Genomic DNA, 17,710 nt, shown 5'->3' with positions numbered 1-17,710 from the left:
TTTCGAAAAGACTGTCCTGCTTATTTTTATTATCTTAATTCTTTTTTACGAAATTTAGCAAGTACCTCATAAACAATCGGTACAATTACAAGCGTCAATAGTGTAGAGCTTGTTAAACCGCCAATTACCGTAACACCAAGTCCTTTAGAGATCAGACCGCCGCCTTCAGCTCCAATTGCCAGCGGGATAAGTGCCCCGACTGTCGCAAGAGCTGTCATCAGAATTGGACGAAGTCTTGTAGAACCAGCTTCCAGCAGTGCTTCTCTGGTAGAAAGCCCCTCCTTCTCCTGATGAATAACTCGGTCAATTAATACTACGGCATTGGTTACCACAATACCAATCAGCATCAATGCACCAATCATCGCGGAAACACTTAACGGTTCTTTTGCAATCCATAAGGCAACTAAGCTTCCTATTACTGTGAATGGCAGTGAGAACAAAATTGCAAATGGCGCTAATGCACCGCCAAAGGTAACGACAAGTACGAAGTAGACAATTGCAATTGCTGCAAGCATTGCAAGCCCCAGCTGTGTAAAGGAATCATTGATTTCCTGGGTTACTCCGCCAAATTCTACTTTCACACCGCTTGGCAGATTCAATTCACTAATCTGTTCATCTACCTCATTTGATACCGCTCCAGCATCATTTGTCTTTATATCTGCTGTTAGAGATGCATACATTTTTCCGTCTCTTCGGTCAATTGTATCTGGTGATTTTCCATCTTTTACTTCCACCACTTCTCCTACAGTAACCGTAGTTCCTAATGGCGTCTGGATCTCAATATCTGTTAAATCATCTATTGAATTATATTCTTTTTCTTCTGTTTCAACATAGACATTAACATCATCGCCATCATGTTTTACCGTAGTAAGAACTGGCGCTTCTCCCGCATTGCTCAAACTCATACCAATTTGAGCTGCTGTCAGTCCATATTGACTTAATTTTTCCTGATCAGCCACAAGTGTATACTGGTCATATGCTTCTGACATACTGGATTCGGCTTTCTCCAAATCACTGTTGTCTTCCAAAATTGGTAAAACTTGATCCGTAGCGGTTTGGATATCCTCCAAATTATCACCATATACATACAGTTCTAAGCCGCTGCCCATGCTGGCAAAATCCATGCTCTTCCATTCGCCATTTTCCGTATCTTCATTCAGCGCATCAATTACCTTGGCAGGCTCCTCACTGAAATTCTCAAAATCATCATCATACTCGATAAAGAATAGCGCAGAATTGTCTCCGCCCATTCCCATCATACTAGTCATCGGATTACCGCCGCCAAGAGAATACTGATAAGTAGTAACACCCTCACGGTCGCTCAAGAAGCTTTCCGCATTACTTGCAGCTTCTTCTGCTTCTTCTTGTGTTTCTCCTGGTTCAGGGCTATACGTAGCCATAATCATTTTTTGTTCTTCATCCGGCAGGAAGCTTACGCCAATAACCGGAAGCAGGAATAAACTAAGTGCAAGTACGACAACAGCACCACCAAAAGTAACCAGCTTATGGTCCAATACCCAATTTAATATACGCTTATAAAAAAGTGCTAATTTATTCGGCTTCTCAGCATGAACACTTTTTTCTTCAAACGTTTTGCTGTTTAATTTCTTCTTATATAAAGAATGAGCAAGCATTGGAACAACTGTCACTGCTACTAATAAGGAAGCAGCAAGCGCAAAAACAACTGCCAGTGCAAACGGCAGGAACAGTTCTCCAACCTGACCGCTTACCAGACCTAATGGTAAAAATACTGCTATGGTTACAACAGTAGATGAAAAAATTGGAACAAACATCTGTCTGGTTGCTTCACGTATTAAATCTTTTCCATGTAATTTCTCACCCGGCAGAGACATTCTCCGGTATATATTTTCCATAACAACAATGGAATCATCAATTACCCGCCCAATAGCTACCGTTAAGGCACCTAACGTTAAAATGTTCAGAGTAATATCCATTTGCTGTAATAGGAATAAAGCCATCAATAAGGATAACGGAATGGAAATAATAGAAATCAATGTCGTTTTTATACTTCTCAAAAATAGCAGGATAATAACGACTGCAAAAATAATCCCAAATAAAGCCTTATTCAACATTGTGTTGACAGATTCTTCAATAGGTTCTCCCTGGTCAAAGGTCGATGTTACTGTAAGCCCTAAATCATCTTCAAAATTTTCTGCTTCAGCTTTAACACCGTTTACCACATCTACCGTATTCGCATCCGCACTTTTCACAATTTGAATACCAATGGAGTCTTCCCCATTTGTCCGGGAAATGGATTCCGCTTCACCAACAAGTTCAATATCCGCAAGGTCATCAAGCTGTACTGTCGGCATTTCTATCGGAATCTGCTGCTCTGCTTCAGATTGATCAGGCATGTCGCCATCTGCCTCCGCACCTTGAGAAGGGTCCATCATAGCTTGATCCTGTTCACCCTGCTCCGGCATCCCTTCAGGAGGAGCAATGTCCTGCCCGCCGCCTGCTGTATCACCAGATGGTACCGCAGGGATTTCCATCTCTTTCAAATCATCGACCGATGTAATATCTCCATCAATTACCACATTTTTTACTTCTTTATCAAAAGTGGTTAATCCAAGTGGGAAAGTAACATCAGAGCCTTGGATAATTTGTTCAACTGTGTCCTGATCTAATCCGTATTCATTTAATGCATCTTCATCAAAAGTAATATTAACCTGTTTCATCTGCTGCCCGGTAACCTGGACATCTGAAACTCCATCAATACCCTCTAAAGCCGGCACAACGTCCTGCTCCACACTGTTTGTTAATTCTTCTAAGCTGTGCTCATTATCACTAATGCTTAGAGCCATGACCGGCAATGCATTGATACTTAATCTGGAAACTTCTGGATCTTCTGCTCCTTCAGGCAAAGAAAGATCAGACAATGCTTCATTCACTTCATCTATCGCCTTATCCATATCCTTGTCAAAGTCGAATTCTAATTGAACAGAAGACATATTTGCCATAGAAGAGGAAGTAACGTTTTCTATTCCTTCTAAATTCTGTACCCGCTGTTCAATCGGCTCTGTTACTTCATTAACAATCTCATCTGGAGCAGCCCCCGGATAAGTCGTCATAACAGAAACATTCGGAAGTGTAATATCAGGCATTGTTTCTTGTTTCATGTTTAAGCCTGCGTATAAGCCCGTAACAACTACCATAATGGTAAGAATCCATATGGCAAACTTATTATTAAGCGAAAAATTAATAATCTTCTTCAAATAGTACACCTTCTTGTATAGTATGTTTAAAAACTAATTGTCTAAATATATCTTATTGTATCCTGCTCCATCTTTACTGGCATAAACGATTTATAAATGCCATGCAGGATTATGTTCTTTCACTTCTCTTTATTCACTCCCTCTATATAATCCCTTTTTAAGTAAATTTATTTCAAACAGGTATTTATTCAAAGCATCTTCAAATGTGCTCTGTCTGGCAAACTGCTTCATTAAATTTTGAAATGTTACTGCCATCATAATTTCCATCACATGAACAACTTCCTCATCATTAGAAATGTTCAGCTTTTCCTTATCGATACCTGCTATAACCTCTAAAAAAGGTTTGCTGATTCCAGTTTCCCTAAAATCACTAAATATTTTATTTTCCATTTTATAATCCATATTTAAAAATACATTTCTAAAAAAATCACGATTTTTTTGTACCTGGAATTCTTTTAGCATTCTTTGGAAGGTTTCCGTAAATGTTTCAAACAGATCCCCGTTATTTTTCTTCAGAATAGAGATAAACTCCTCACTATTCAACTTCATCTGTTTTTCTAATAAATAATAAAAAGCATCCTCTTTACCATCAAAATACTGATAAAAGCTTCCTCTCGGTATATCTGCATTTTTAATAATATTTGAAACAGATGCTTTATTTAAAGGCTTATTCGAAAATTCCTTTTTAGCAGCAGCAAGTAAGTTATCCTGTTTTTCTTTTGGTAAATTGAAAAATGTTTGTCTAGGCACAATCCCCCTCCTATCTAAATATGACACTTTGTCGCATCTGAACTTGATTAATCTTATATGATAAAGATTTTATTGTCAATTTTAAAAGCGACACATTGTCACTTTTATGTAAAGTTATAATACTGAAAGCATAAATCCAGTCCATTTACAGCGCTGTAAAAATGACAGACTAACAAAATTATTTTGATTTCTGCTCTCTTATCCTATTTATTCGATCAATCATTTTAATTGGCTCATCGGATCTAAAAACAACAGTTTTAACCTGTTTCTTCCTTCCGTAAGTACCTTTCATTAAAACCGGCTCTTTTAAAATAATTTCATATTGCGGGGAATCCATATTTAACAATGAATAATAGGTATCTTTCGGTATCTTATCTTCAATTCCCCCTTGTTTTGCATTTTTTATACTTTCTATATTTCTAATCTCCAACTCAACACTGCTTTGATAGCCAAGACGTATAATTAGACTGTCTTGATTGATAACATGGGGTAAAAATCTTGCAGAGTTATAAAGGCCAACCATATACAATAAAACGTAAATATTTAATACTGTAAAAATCCATGCAGCAATGTTACTCCACCATTGAATAACAAAATGGAACAACACTCCTTCTGAAACAATGATAATTGAAAACACGATTACTATTGTTTTAATCTGCGATGTTTTATGATAGGTAAAAACTTCACTTCTTTTTATATTTATCTTTTTGAACCATACCAATACTGCATAATAAAAAATACTGATTTCCGTAATGACTGCTTCTAAGAAAAATCCCTTTCCTAATTTTGGTTCAAGCAGCTGTGAGCGTCAAGTAGAAATGAACACTTTTTGCTAATTAAATTTGGACACTTTCTTCCATGAAAATGGAAGAACGGTGTTTCATTCGATAACTATCATCATCATGAAAATGAATAACTTCAGCTCGATGTAAAATTCTATCTAGGATAGCCGTTGTAATCCCTGGATCACCTAGTAATTCTCCCCATTCATTCGGTCCTTTATTAGAAGTTAATATAATTGAAGCCTTATCATAAAGGTCGTTAATAAGATGGAAAAATAAATTCGCTTCACGTGTATCCATTGCCATAAACATTAAATCATCAATAATCACTAAATGAGAGGAACGAATTCGTTTCATTCTCGTTTGTGATTTTCTGGTAACTTCTTCTGTTTTTAATGTTTGAATCAGCTGCCCCATGGAAATAAAAGAGACTTTATATCCTTTTTGTATAGCTTCTATGCCCAGCCCTGTGGCTAAATGTGTTTTACCTACACCTGGCGGTCCTAAAACGATTAAATTATAGAGTTGATCTAGCCAGTTAAACTCCTTTAATTGATTTACTTGTCTTTTGCTGAGTGATTGCTGCTCATCTAAATGAAACTCGTCCAACGTCTTATAGGAAGGGAATGCAGCCCATTTTAATCGTTTTTCGATTAATTTTTCATCCCTACGTTTTAATTCATATCCAGTCAATTGTTTCAAAAGTACTTGATATGTCCAATCTTCTGACTCTGCTTGTTGAATCAGAGATGGCAAATAATTTGCCGTCTCTGTGAGTCTCAACGATCGAAACTGTTGTTGTATTTCTTCTATTGAATGACTCATACCGTTGCTCCTTTCAATAACTCTATATAAGAATCCAATTCTCTTGTTTTTGGCTTGATTTGAAGCAGCGTATCATCCATACCATGCAATGTTTTGATAGCTTCTATTTGCGGAGGCCTTTGATGAGAATCCGTTTGTCTTTGGATAAACTCTACGACATCTCTAAACTCTGTTGCACTATATATTTTGCGTGCGACACATTCTTCTAAAGCTTGGTTCCTTCGTTCTCTTGCTACCTTTAAAATAAGAGATAATTGATCTCGTATATAACGAGGATATCTTTGGTGAATTTCCTGAAGGAAATCAGAAGCCATTTCCTTATCATCAAAGTACGTCGATACCGTTTCTATATAGGCAGCTATTCCTTTAGAACGGTCTCTGGTATGTTGAGAATCTTGAATCAATTTCCCTTTCTCTAAACTTAATGTGTGTTTGGCAATGATTGCTCCATTCGATTCTTCACGTATTATTAATTCGTTTTGATCGCTTATTTCAATAAAAACTTCTTTATCTTTTTTATATGTACCAAGTGGTACCGAATACCGATTCGATTGATAGATAATAGTATTGTCCTTACGAACATTTCTTGTTATACTATTATCGATATTTGAAATTGAAATTTTTTTGTTGACTGGTCTTAAGTGTTGTTTTTCTAGGGCAAACACTTCGACTGGTCTTTTTTTTGTTGTATTATGCACTTTTCCGTTTCCCGTTCGAATCAGCCATGCTAAACAGGATTCATTCCATTTATCTATATGGTGAAATACGCGGTTCTTCGCAAAATTCTTCTTCACAAATCCTACGACATTTTCAATCTTCCCTTTACTTTCTGGATCAGCTTTTCTACATACAAAGAGCTTTAATTTTCTTGCTTCCCTGTATGCTTGAAATTCACTGGTAAGGATGAGATCACCTTCATTTTCACTTACTACGATAAGGGAATCTTGATCATAAGCTAACTCATATGGAATTCCTCCAAAATACTGAAAAGCATCTTCGTGAGCTTGAATCATATCTTTTGTTGTAAAAGGACGGGAGAGCCACACAACGTATTTATAACGAGAGTGCGAAAGCACGAAACTAATAAAATATAATTTCTTTTCCTTTCCCTGGGATGTTTTCTGTATCGTCTGACCAAAATCTACTTGGGCTTGCTGCCCCATTGGTGGATCTGGAATAGCTTGATAGACACGCTTCATCTCTGTTTTTGGAATATGATATTTTTCCCGGAGTGCTTTGACATAACCACGAACGGTACTTTCTCCAACACGTAGAGTTGGAAACCTTTCTTTTAACCAATCATGAACTTGAGCACTAGAAAGATCTGGATGTTCTGTTAGCCAAGTATGAATAAGTAATTCGTAGGCATCTAATTTCTTCTTTCTTGTCTGTGTGGAAGCTACCCACTCCGCCATTTCCTGAGGAGACTTTTCAAGGTATTTATATACTGTTGTTCTTGATATACCTAGTTTTCTAGCTATTCTCCGTATTTTAAATCCTTCTTGTTTTAGTTGATAGATTTCCATATACACTTTCCATGTTTCCACCTTTCTTACTCCTCCCATTTCTGTATCGTACAAACATGTATTATACAGTAAATGAAAGATTGCAATAGTTAGTTGGTACCTGACGGAACGGCGAGCATGTAACAGGCTGCCGCCCCTACGGGGCAACAGCCTGTTACATGCCTATCCCCCAAGAAAAGTGTTCATTCTTATCAAGCAATAATGGTCTACTTTAGTTTAGCAGTTACAGCAGCTTTCTTGCTGTTTCAAGAAATGTATAACTTCCATTTGAATTAATTTCCTTATAACGAATAATGCCTTTAACTATACTGTGCACAATAAAAATAGCGACACTAATCTGCACAATAGGCAGAAGCCATACTAAAATTTCGTTAAAAAAATATTTTTGAGAAGATGGGATAATAAAATACGAAAGCCCTAAACATAAAATAAATGATAAATATAATAGTATTTTTGGCATGGATCCGGGTAGTATAAAAAAGAAATAAATACTCAATGGGCATAAAATGATTAGAGCTAACGTTAATAATATTACGGTTAAACTATTAATATTACTTAAACGCAAAATGATAAAGCTGCTTATCATTATAGTAGAAAGAATCATAAGTAAAATGGATATTTGCAGGCGATTAACCCTCATATTCATTTTCTCCTTTGCTGCCATGATTTGTTCTATTGTTTTCTTTACTTAATATTCTTGAGGCTTCAGCAGTGTAATCTTGGAACCCTTTTGATATATACGAAAAATGATATAATGAACTTTCTTCTATTTTCAGCTTTTCCAGTTCTTCTTGATACTTTGGTTCCAAAATTTTGTTTAAAATTTTTTCCATTTGTTTCATTAAATTTTGAACTTCTATATTATGTGGGGGAACTCCATTCTCATAAAGGCCTTGTAATTTATTTATAGCGATCAACAGATCATTTTCCGTGTTCATTCTTTCTTCTTTGGTCATATGCTGCATAAATACTTGATCAACAACTGATTTAGAAACTTTGGTAGATAGCCAGTTTTTCTGTCTTTTTTCAAATTGAAGGGAATGAATGATAGCCAGCAGCAGATCACTTTCAATCTTTTTATCTTGAATTAATTGTTCTACTCTCGAAAAAGTATCAATAATATGATCTATTTCGTCTCTTTTCTTCTTAAGTAACTCTTTCTGTTTATATAATGTATCGTGTACACTAGCTGTTGAATTTTTAGAAAGATATTCAATGACCTCTTTTAAAGAATACCCTAAATATTTTAGTGTTAAGATTTTCTGCATTTTAAATATGTCTTCATGACTATAGAGTCGATATCCATTTTCTGTATAGCTGGTTGGAGTGAGCACTCCTTTGCGATCATAATAATGAAGAGTTCGTTCCGTGACACCTGTCAATTCGGCGAATTTTTTTACTGTATACATTTTTTTATTCAAATCTGTTCTCTCCTTCCTTCATTATTACATTCTAAAGTATGACGTTAGGTCATAGTCAATTTTTATATGTAACAATATTTATAATCATTGGTGCAGTATCTTTTTATTTGAATTTATTACATTAAAATAATTGTATAAGAAGAAAAAATTGTTATAAGTTTTTTAAAGTCTACTTTTTAAAAAACTAGCTATTGAGAGAGGTTGTGTAATTATGAATCCAATAAAAAAAGTATACGGATATATAACAAGGGTAAAGAACGATAAAATACAAGTTCTTGTTTTCCAGCATTCTAACCCTGAAGCTGGGATACAAATACCTAAAGGAACTGTGGAGGCAAAAGAGGAGATAGATTATGCCATCATCAGGGAAGTAAAAGAAGAAACAGGATTGCAAAAGTTTAAAGTAGAAGGATTGATTACAGAAGATTTTTGGAAAAATGATGATGGGTCTATTCATCACAGGTTCTTTTATAAGATAACTGTACTGGATGCCCCTGATGAATGGGAATATCAGCCAACCGGGGGCGGTGAAGAATCAGGGCTGACCTTCCACTACTTTTGGATTTTTTCTCAAAATGAAACAGAACTTGTCCGTGGGCACGGAGATTACTTAGATTATATTTTTCAATAGGCTTTGCTCAAAAATAAACATGGCTGCAGCTTCTAAGAAGCTGCAGCCATGTTTATAGACTTTCTTTATTTTGCCTATTATTCTTCTTTTCCGCATAATAGGTCCACGTATAATAAACGATCCAAAACAGGACGAGGGATGAAAAGGCATAAGGGAATCCATCATTATTCGGAATAAAGATAATCAGCGAAATGCCAATTAATAACGTCGGCGGCATAAGTATCCAATAACGTTTATTTTTAAAAACTTTCATCATAACCATCCCCTTCTTCAAATAAGCAGAAATCCTGTCAAGATAATGTTATTGTATTTTATCATCAATGTCTATTAGGCCTAATCCCTCTTATACTCTTCTATTGTGTAAAAAGCCGCTCATTCAATACATATGAATGAAGCGGCTTCCTTTTCCTGTAATCCTATTCTTTATCAGCGACCTTCACAAGCTGTTTTCCAATATTCTCACCAGAAAACAATCCTAAGAAAGCATCTGGAATGGCATGAAACCCTTTGTGAATCGTTTCTTCAAATTTCAATTCTCCATTGGAAACTGCTTCTTCCAATGCTTGGTATGCTTCATCATAGTGTTCAGCAAAATCTCCAATCAGTAATCCCTGCATTTTCACACGCGATTTAATAAGAAATTGTTGAACACGCAAACCAATATCTTTCTCTCCCTCTTCTAAGTTGTATGCAGAAATTGCGCCACATACAGGTACACGGGCGAATACATTTAACAAAGGCCAAACAGCATCTGAAATTTCTCCGCCAACATTTTCATAATAGACATCAATTCCATCCGGACATGTTTCTTTCAGCTGCTCGCTGACATTTCCTTTTTTATATTCCACTGCAGCATCGTATCCCAGAGTTTCTGTAATATACTTGGCCTTTTCCTTTGACCCGACAATTCCGACAACTCGTGAACCAACTTTCTTAGCCAATTGCCCTGCTACTTGCCCGACTGCTCCTGCTGCTCCAGAGATAACCACCGTTTCTCCTTTTTTAGGTTCACCAATATGCATCATTCCAAAATATGCAGTCAGTGCAGGCATTCCCAGCACGCTAAGTGCATTGCTTGGGCTTAAATCGTTTGTTCTGACCTTGCGAACCTTATCCGCCTTAACAACGTTGTATTCCTGAAAATCAAGATTTCCTGTCACTAAATCACCTGAAGTAAACTGGTCGCTGTTTGACTTCATTACTTGACTAACATTCCCTCCCACTAAAGGAGCTCCGACCTCAAATGGCGCTGCATATGAAGGTGCATCAGACATTCTTCCCCGCATGTAAGGATCGACGGAAACATATAATGTTTTCAGTAATATTTCCCCTTCTTCAGGTTCATTGACTTCAACCTTTTTAAATTGAAATGTATCCTTATCTGGCAATCCATTCGGCCGCTCTTGTAATATCAATTGTTCTTGTTCCATTTCTATATTCCTCCTTAACCTGCTATCTATTATGCAGTAATTAATATTTGCTATACTTCACTTTTCCTTTCTATTTAAAACTATAAACATGTAAAATTCCCTCTATCTAAAATTTTTTCAGCTCTATCCATGCAAAAATATCGATTATTAGGTACAATGAAAGTTCTAAATCAACAATGATGGAAAAACATTTACAGAAAGAAGGTTATTAGATTGGGAAAACAAAAAGTATCTCCTGTACCTTTTTTTATAGTAGGGATACTATTTTTAATTTTATTTGGAGCTATTTCCTGGGGAGTGTATTTTGACAGCAGTTGGATCAGATCTTTTGATCTGGCATGGATTGACCGGATCCAAGGTTCTATCTCTGAAGGGAAAACATCCTTTATTATAAAAGTAACAGAGCTCGGAAGTATGAAGCTGGTTATTGCTTTAACAATTATTATTGCTATTGTATTATTCTTTAAGCGCAGGTTTGCTGAAGGATTATGGTTTGGGGGAACAATCCTTTTTTGTGCAGCTATCGGAGGAAAAATTCTAAAGAAAATATTTGATCGTGACCGCCCCGCATTTTTACAGCTTATCGAGAAAACCAATGAAAGCTTCCCGAGCGGACATGCCACAGCAACTACTATTTTCTATGGGTTCATTGGATTAGTACTTATACTTACTGCTGTTCAAATTTGGAAAAAAGTAATTGTCGCCTTCATCGCGCTTTTGTGGATTGGCTTTATATTGTATACAAGAATTTATTTAGGAGTTCACTTCCCAACCGATGTACTTGCCGGATTTTTATATGGAACAGCTGTTGTATTCATTTCAATAGGTGTCTATTTACTTGTCCAGCAGCCACTTCGTCATCTGCTTGAAAAACTAAATCTAGTTGATAAAAGTAAGACTTTTGAAAGAGCAGAGAATTACTAGAAGAAGTCAGCGCACAGCGAAATCAGCAGGTTAAAAAGCAAATAATTATAAGAAATACCAACATATAAAGAAAAATCCGAACTTATCTGTATTCTAACAAAAGAATATCAAATGATAGTTCGGATTTTTTACTGGCCGAGATACTCATATCTCAGCCTTTACGAAATTTGCGGCGGAAGAACATGCAGTTCACATCTACATATATAATACGTTGTCTCCCGACTTACGCAAATCAGCTCATCGCAATTTAAAGTATAGCATTGTTTTCGTTAAAACGCCATGCTTCAGTTCTGCTTTGTTACCGGAAAAGCTTCAACCGATTAGATTCTTAATTGTTCCTCTCATGCCACTCTCTAATGTAGTTTAACCTGTCTTTAAATTTTTTCTCATTTCCTTGATTTGTTGGAAAATAATACTGCTGTCCCTCCAAAGAAGGCGGCATTGTTTTCATCGTTGTTAATTTATCCTGTTCATCATGTGAATATTGATAATCTTTTCCATAATCCAGCTCCTTCATTAATTTTGTCGGTGCATTTCTTATTTGCAATGGTACTGGTTCATTAATAGATTCCTTTACATCTTTTTTTGCTTTTTGCCGTGCTTTATATACAGCATTTGATTTTGGAGCAAGAGATAAATAAATGACAGCCTCTGTCAAATGAACATCACATTCCGGCATCCCGATATACCTGCAGGCCTGGAATACATCTGTTGTAATTGTTAAGGCACGTGTATCTGCCAGACCGATATCTTCACTTGCAAAACGGACTAACCTTCTTGCAATATATATCGGATCTTCTCCAGATTCCATCATCCTGGAGAGCCAATAAACAGCCGCATCCACATCACTGTTCCGCATCGATTTATGCAGGGCAGAAATGATGTTATAATGCTCTTCCCCACTTTTATCATACAGGAAGGAAGTTCGGGTAATCAGCTGTTCCAGATTAGACTCATTAATATAGAAACCTTCAGAGCTTGTATCACTATTTAAAACAGCCATTTCCAGCGTATTCAGGGCACTTCTTGCATCCCCGTTGGCAAATTTCGCGATGGCTCCCAGGCTTTGATCTGTTATTTGAATATTCTTATCACCAAACCCGTACGGATGATTTATCGCATTCTTTAGCAGGTTTACAATATCAGATAGTTCCAGCTGGTTTAAAACAAATACCTTGCTTCTCGATAACAATGCGGCATTTACTTCAAAGGATGGGTTCTCTGTTGTTGCTCCAATTAAAATAATGCTGCCATTTTCTACATAAGGGAGAAAGGCATCCTGCTGCGCTTTGTTAAACCGGTGTATTTCATCAATAAAAATAATCGTTTTTTCACCTAAATCAAGCCTTGCTTCAGCTTCCTTCATAATTATTTTAATATCCTTGATACTGCTGTTTACAGCAGACAGGTTAATAAATTTTGATTCTGTCTTATTGGCAATAATTTCAGCCAATGTTGTTTTCCCGACCCCGGGCGGTCCCCAAAAAATAATAGACGTAACCTGATCATTTTCGATAATCTCTCGCAAAACCTTCCCATGGGCTAATAAGTGCTGCTGACCGGAAAATTCATCCAGTGTTTTTGGCCGCACACGGCTGGCAAGTGGAGAATTTCTTTTATTATCCTCTGCAAAAAGTGATTCCTGCTTCATTGGGCTCACCTCTCTTTTGAATGATTTGCATGTTAGGATTTAAATATTTTATTTTGGGTTTAAAACAAGTAGCTGCTTTAGCCTGACTTATTTTCTGAAATCCGCCCAAAAGAACATTTGTTCTATTATAACAAATACTTATTCATTTGCAAAGTTATTTAAATCCAGAAAAGAATTTATAAAAACAAAAAGAACTGGTAATCGCAGCTCTTTCTAATTCTTTCATTTTCTGTTAAGCATTTCAGCCTGATAGTTTTCATCTTTTCCTCGTATCTTCAGGTATATCTTTTTTCATTCCGCGACGTTAAATACTGCAGTAATGCCGCTCTTTTATCTTATCTTCCATCCTTAATAACTTGATAGGCTTATATATTATTAGAAGCTAATTCCCTTTATGTTATAATAAAATAAAACCATTTCCAGGGAGAGTGAAATATGCTGTTTATACAAATCCTTTTAGTTGTTATTATACTTGCCGGAATTGTATATTTAATATTTTTACGCAAAAGAAATAAATTTGATCCATCACAATCACGCAGGGATCCTTTTGAAGTTATTTTAGAAGCTTCGGAAATGCTTGAAAACAAAGAAAATAATGCATCGCCTATAAAATATATGCGAGTAATGAAATATGTAAAACAAGAAACTGGAATGGGCTTCTTCGAATTAAAAAGATATATAGAAAATTCTACATCCCCCTATCAAAAATTAGAAGACCCTGAAGTTGTACAACATTTAGAAGACATGCTCCAAAAACCTGAAAATGAACATAAAGCAGTTAAATATGTACAGGATTATAGTGGATTAAGCTTCGAAAAAGCGAAGAATTACATTGATAAATTCAAAAATACAATGCTTTAAAGTAATTCCCACTTTTTACAGAGTGGTTCAGATCTATTATATTTAATTTTACAAAAACACTTGACCTGAAATCGTTATCAGAAAGTACACTCAATTTAAGAAGCAGTCCGGAGTAAATTTAGCGTGGAATCTGAATATTATGATGAGTGTAACTAAAATGGCATGATCATATAATATTCTGGTATTCCAGCTAATCCCGGGCTGTTCTTTTGTTATTATTCTTTTTCCTGCTGCATTGTGATAAGTCTTTACACTGTCGACCTTTCAATCAATTCAGCAGAAACTTCTTTATGGGAAACTTTTTCGGATACGGCCTGCTCAAAGAGAAGCTGGCCGATAGAATATAAGGGTATGTCGACTGTAGTTATACTCATTGCACGTGCTATCGGCTGATCATCAAATCCAATAACTGCTAAGTCTTCTGGTATTTTAAGGTGGTGCTTAGAGCTTGATGTAATTATTCCTGCTGCCACTTGATCACCAGTAGCAAGTATAGCTGTAGGACGCTTTTGGAATGTTCCCATTTCTTTCAAAATACGTTCCCCGTCTTCTATGTTGAGACATTTTTTAAATATATATTTTTCATTATAAGGCAGTCCTTTTAGCTTTAGAAAATCACGATAAGCCTGTTCGCGCTGCCTGCTGTTCGTTCCTTCCAGCCTGTTTATTGAAAACCCAATTTCCCGGTGTCCATGCTCATAAAGGTATTCTAAGGCTTTTATAAAACATGCATAATGATCGATAAATGTATAGCTTAATGATGTTTGTTCTCCATCCTCAAAAAGAACAATATTGCCATATTGCTGATAGCTTTCCACTATATCTAAGGAAATTTTTCTGGAACAAATGATCAGGCTGTCAATTTGCTTTAACTTTAACATCTCCAAAGCTTCTTTTTCCTGATGTTCATGATATCCTGTCTGATAAAGCACCAGTTTATATTGATGAACAGAAGCTGCCTGTGATATCCCTTGAATCAAATTTGAGAAATACGGCTGGTCAAGAAATGGCAAAACAACACCAATTAAGTTTGTTTTTCCTTTCTTCAAGTTAACCGCATTAATATTTGGAATATAGCCAGTTTCTTTAATTGCTTTTTTTACTGCTGCTTCCTTTTCTTCCTTTACATAAGGATGATTATTCAGCACACGTGAAACTGTAGTAACAGATACACCAGCAGCTTTGGCAACATCACGAATGTTTGCCATTTCCTCACCCCCAAAGCTCCATTTCTAGCCTTTTTCATTACTTATATAGTTTGTCTGATATGAATCTCCCGTAATAATTAAACAGTTTAACCTGCCTCCATAAGCACATGCTCCGTCAATGTCAATCTTCTTATTACCAAAAAAAATACTATTATCTTTGTTTCCACGAATAGATTGTGTCGGCGTATGCCCATGAACAACGGTAAAATCATAAGGATGATCAACCCCTAAGAATTCTTGACGAATCCAGATTTTATCATAATCAGGAGTATCTCTCCAATCAGCCAATAGTGGATTAATACCTGCATGGACAAAAAGATGCTTTTCAGTTTCATAATAATATGGCAGGTTGGACAGAAACTCTAAATGTTCACTATCTTTTTCTTTGATCAGCTGCTTTGCAGAATGTAAATGTTCCTCTGCAGCATTATTTGGAAAATAGTCTTCTCCAACATAAGTTTCCAATGTAGTCATTCCGCCGTTAATTAAATAACGCCGCTGTTTGTCTGGATTATTACTAAATATAAACTCTATAAACATTTGATCGTGATTGCCTCTTAAAGCAATAGCCCCTTCGTCTACAAGTTTCATTATGTAAGTAACCGTCTGCTTCGATTCAGGACCTCTGTCAATATAATCTCCAAGCAGAATAAGCTGGTCTTCTTCCGGATTATAATCGTTTAATTGCAACAGCTCTACAAGCTCTTTATAGCAACCATGGATGTCACTGATAGCCAGGATTCTTTTCTTTGAAATGGTAATCACTCCTTTGACTTCAATTATAACATGCTTAAATTATAGTTGTTGATAGCAGATTTTCTATAGAATAATATTTATGACAGGAATTGATGTATGTTACTATTTTGGTATTGAAGAATTATAAAGTGAAGGGTTTCCAGAAAATTTTGCATCATCTACTATTTGAGGAATAAAACCTCAGTCCGCAACACTTCGGGGCTATGATAAAACCTGATTAAATGATTACCTCAAGTACTTTCCAATACGCAAAAATTCGCTTATACTACTTACAAAGGGAGGCGAAAACATGGAAAAAGAACCGATGTTAAAAGAAATACTGCATTCCTTAGAACTTCATTCTCAGCATATAGATAAAAAGTTTGATCAAATGGATTCCAAGATGGATAATATGCGGACAGACTTAGAAACGAAGATGGACAACATGCGGGCAGATTGGGAAGTCAGGATGGACAGAGGCTTTGATCACTTAGGGAAGAAGATAGATGGGGTCCCGACAGATTAAACAGAAACCCAAGATACTACCGATTTTCTATTAAGTAAAACTGCCCAGCACGAGAAAAAACTCCGCCATTACTCAGAACCGCAATAACACTTTCCTTATTATTTAAATCCCAAAATGTTAAAAGCCCCCTCTGTATCACTGTTGTAATAGCGCGGGGGGACTTTAATTTTTTACGATACTAACTCTGATTTGCAATAAATCTGAAATACAGATTATATAACTCTTTATTTTCTATGTTTTAATGACTATGGCCATGATGGTGCTCAGCACCAATCTCATAATCTGCATGACACAGAATAGAATCTTCATGTGGATGTGTATCCGTTTCTACTTGGATGGTTACGTGTCCAATACCTTTATGTCCTAATTCACTCTCAACGGTACGAAGCAATAATTGACTTTCCTCTACCATCATATTCCCATCTACAATGATATGACAGGAAAGCGCATTTTGCCCGCTTGTAATACTCCATACATGTAAATCATGGATACCCTTGATGCCATCTACATTCTCGATAGTCCTCACAATTTCTTTCAGGTCTACATTAAGCGGTGCTCCTTCCATCAAAATATGAACGGAATCTTTTGTGACCCGCCAGCCACTGATTAAAATCAGTACTGCAACCAATACACTCGCTACTGTATCTGCCCACGTCCATTGGAAGAAAATCATCAGCAGTGCTGCTGCGATAGCTCCGACAGAGCCAAGCAAATCGCCGAGAACATGCAGGAAAGCTGCACGCATATTTAGATTATCCTTTGTATCTCCACCACGTAACATGGTAAATGCAACAAGAATATTTACTACTAAACCAATTACAGCAATAATTAGCATACCAGAAGAAGCTACTTCAGGCGGATCAAATAATCTCTGGAATGCTTCATAAAAAATAAATAGTGAAACAGCAAGTAATGTGACACCGTTCAAAATAGCTGCCAAAATTTCAAAGCGTTTGTATCCATAAGTTTTAGCATGATTTGCAGCTCTTTCTCCCAATATAAAAGCAATGAGAGCAATCAATAAGGAAATAGAATCGCTCAGCATATGTCCGGCATCTGCCAATAAAGCCAGACTATTTGTAAGAATACCGCCGATTACTTCGATAATCATAAACACTGTAATAATGATAAAACTGATTATGAGTGTTTTTTTATTAGCACCATGTGTATGATCATGACCATGGTGATGTCCCGCTCCCATATG

Annotated in this window: 17 protein-coding genes; 4 read left to right on the top strand and 13 right to left on the bottom strand. The window is 36.2% G+C overall.

Features of this window, described 5'->3' with window-relative positions:
* Positions 1–29 precede the first annotated feature (29 nt).
* From MHH51_RS07195 to MHH51_RS07165, 7 genes are all read right to left on the bottom strand, one after another.
* Complete coding sequence (locus MHH51_RS07195) at positions 30–3,236, bottom strand: efflux RND transporter permease subunit (RefSeq protein WP_339285269.1); 3,207 nt, start codon at positions 3,234–3,236, stop codon at positions 30–32.
* A 129-nt stretch (positions 3,237–3,365) separates the two neighbouring features.
* Positions 3,366–3,986 (bottom strand): TetR family transcriptional regulator, encoded by a 621-nt coding sequence (locus MHH51_RS07190; protein ID WP_156987391.1) that lies wholly within the window; start codon positions 3,984–3,986, stop codon positions 3,366–3,368.
* Positions 3,987–4,164: 178 nt separating this feature from the next.
* The gene (locus tag MHH51_RS07185) at positions 4,165–4,590 is read right to left on the bottom strand and encodes a hypothetical protein (RefSeq protein ID WP_339285267.1); all 426 of its coding nucleotides are present in this window, start codon (positions 4,588–4,590) and stop codon (positions 4,165–4,167) included.
* A gap of 232 nt (positions 4,591–4,822) precedes the next feature.
* Positions 4,823–5,593, bottom strand: a complete 771-nt coding sequence (gene istB / locus MHH51_RS07180) for an IS21-like element helper ATPase IstB (RefSeq protein ID WP_042533127.1) — start codon at positions 5,591–5,593, stop codon at positions 4,823–4,825.
* Complete coding sequence (istA, locus tag MHH51_RS07175) at positions 5,590–7,158, bottom strand: IS21 family transposase (RefSeq protein WP_339283214.1); 1,569 nt, start codon at positions 7,156–7,158, stop codon at positions 5,590–5,592. Before istA ends, istB begins: the two co-directional genes overlap by 4 nt.
* A 184-nt stretch (positions 7,159–7,342) precedes the next feature.
* Entirely contained in the window at positions 7,343–7,759 is a 417-nt protein-coding gene (locus MHH51_RS07170; protein ID WP_339285265.1) for a hypothetical protein, read from the bottom strand.
* Positions 7,749–8,540 carry a MerR family transcriptional regulator gene (locus MHH51_RS07165; RefSeq protein ID WP_339285263.1) on the bottom strand — a complete coding sequence of 264 codons (792 nt, stop codon included), beginning with the start codon at positions 8,538–8,540 and terminating at the stop codon, positions 7,749–7,751. Before MHH51_RS07165 ends, MHH51_RS07170 begins: the two co-directional genes overlap by 11 nt.
* Positions 8,541–8,751: 211 nt before the next feature.
* Here MHH51_RS07165 and MHH51_RS07160 point away from each other — a divergent pair, with 211 nt between their 5' ends.
* Positions 8,752–9,171 carry an NUDIX domain-containing protein gene (locus MHH51_RS07160; RefSeq protein WP_339285262.1) on the top strand — a complete coding sequence of 140 codons (420 nt, stop codon included), beginning with the start codon at positions 8,752–8,754 and terminating at the stop codon, positions 9,169–9,171.
* 52 nt (positions 9,172–9,223) lie between these two features.
* On the opposite strand, the gene MHH51_RS07155 is transcribed toward MHH51_RS07160, so the two are convergent.
* Positions 9,224–9,427: a hypothetical protein gene (locus MHH51_RS07155; RefSeq protein ID WP_339285261.1), complete on the bottom strand. Its 204-nt coding sequence runs from the start codon at positions 9,425–9,427 to the stop codon at positions 9,224–9,226.
* 160 nt (positions 9,428–9,587) lie between these two features.
* Positions 9,588–10,601: an NADP-dependent oxidoreductase gene (locus MHH51_RS07150; protein WP_156987400.1), complete on the bottom strand. Its 1,014-nt coding sequence runs from the start codon at positions 10,599–10,601 to the stop codon at positions 9,588–9,590.
* 213 nt (positions 10,602–10,814) lie between these two features.
* Between MHH51_RS07150 and MHH51_RS07145 the strand changes: the two genes are divergently transcribed.
* Positions 10,815–11,525 carry a phosphatase PAP2 family protein gene (locus MHH51_RS07145; RefSeq protein WP_339285257.1) on the top strand — a complete coding sequence of 237 codons (711 nt, stop codon included), beginning with the start codon at positions 10,815–10,817 and terminating at the stop codon, positions 11,523–11,525.
* Between the two features lie 328 nt (positions 11,526–11,853).
* On the opposite strand, the gene MHH51_RS07140 is transcribed toward MHH51_RS07145, so the two are convergent.
* A complete protein-coding gene (locus MHH51_RS07140) occupies positions 11,854–13,176 on the bottom strand; it encodes a replication-associated recombination protein A (RefSeq protein ID WP_339285255.1) in 1,323 nt (440 codons plus the stop codon).
* Positions 13,177–13,611: 435 nt separating this feature from the next.
* On the opposite strand from MHH51_RS07140, the gene MHH51_RS07135 reads away from it, so the two are divergent.
* Complete coding sequence (locus tag MHH51_RS07135) at positions 13,612–14,037, top strand: hypothetical protein (protein ID WP_339285253.1); 426 nt, start codon at positions 13,612–13,614, stop codon at positions 14,035–14,037.
* 248 nt (positions 14,038–14,285) lie between these two features.
* Here the strand turns inward: MHH51_RS07135 and MHH51_RS07130 are convergent, their stop codons facing one another.
* The gene (locus MHH51_RS07130; protein WP_339285251.1) at positions 14,286–15,245 is read right to left on the bottom strand and encodes a LacI family DNA-binding transcriptional regulator; all 960 of its coding nucleotides are present in this window, start codon (positions 15,243–15,245) and stop codon (positions 14,286–14,288) included.
* A gap of 24 nt (positions 15,246–15,269) precedes the next feature.
* Complete coding sequence (locus MHH51_RS07125) at positions 15,270–16,010, bottom strand: metallophosphoesterase family protein (RefSeq protein WP_198048712.1); 741 nt, start codon at positions 16,008–16,010, stop codon at positions 15,270–15,272.
* A gap of 280 nt (positions 16,011–16,290) precedes the next feature.
* On the opposite strand from MHH51_RS07125, the gene MHH51_RS07120 reads away from it, so the two are divergent.
* Positions 16,291–16,506, top strand: coding sequence for a hypothetical protein (locus tag MHH51_RS07120; RefSeq protein WP_339285248.1), 216 nt, complete (start codon positions 16,291–16,293; stop codon positions 16,504–16,506).
* Between the two features lie 238 nt (positions 16,507–16,744).
* Here the strand turns inward: MHH51_RS07120 and MHH51_RS07115 are convergent, their stop codons facing one another.
* Positions 16,745–17,707 (bottom strand): cation diffusion facilitator family transporter, encoded by a 963-nt coding sequence (locus MHH51_RS07115; protein WP_339285246.1) that lies wholly within the window; start codon positions 17,705–17,707, stop codon positions 16,745–16,747.
* Positions 17,708–17,710 lie beyond the last annotated feature (3 nt).

It is taken from the genome of Oceanobacillus sp. FSL K6-3682 (assembly GCF_037976165.1).
Lineage (GTDB): Bacteria > Bacillota > Bacilli > Bacillales > Amphibacillaceae > Oceanobacillus > Oceanobacillus sojae.
The sequence above is the reverse complement of the archived record's forward strand: the minus strand, read 5'-3'. Positions and strand labels throughout refer to the sequence as shown.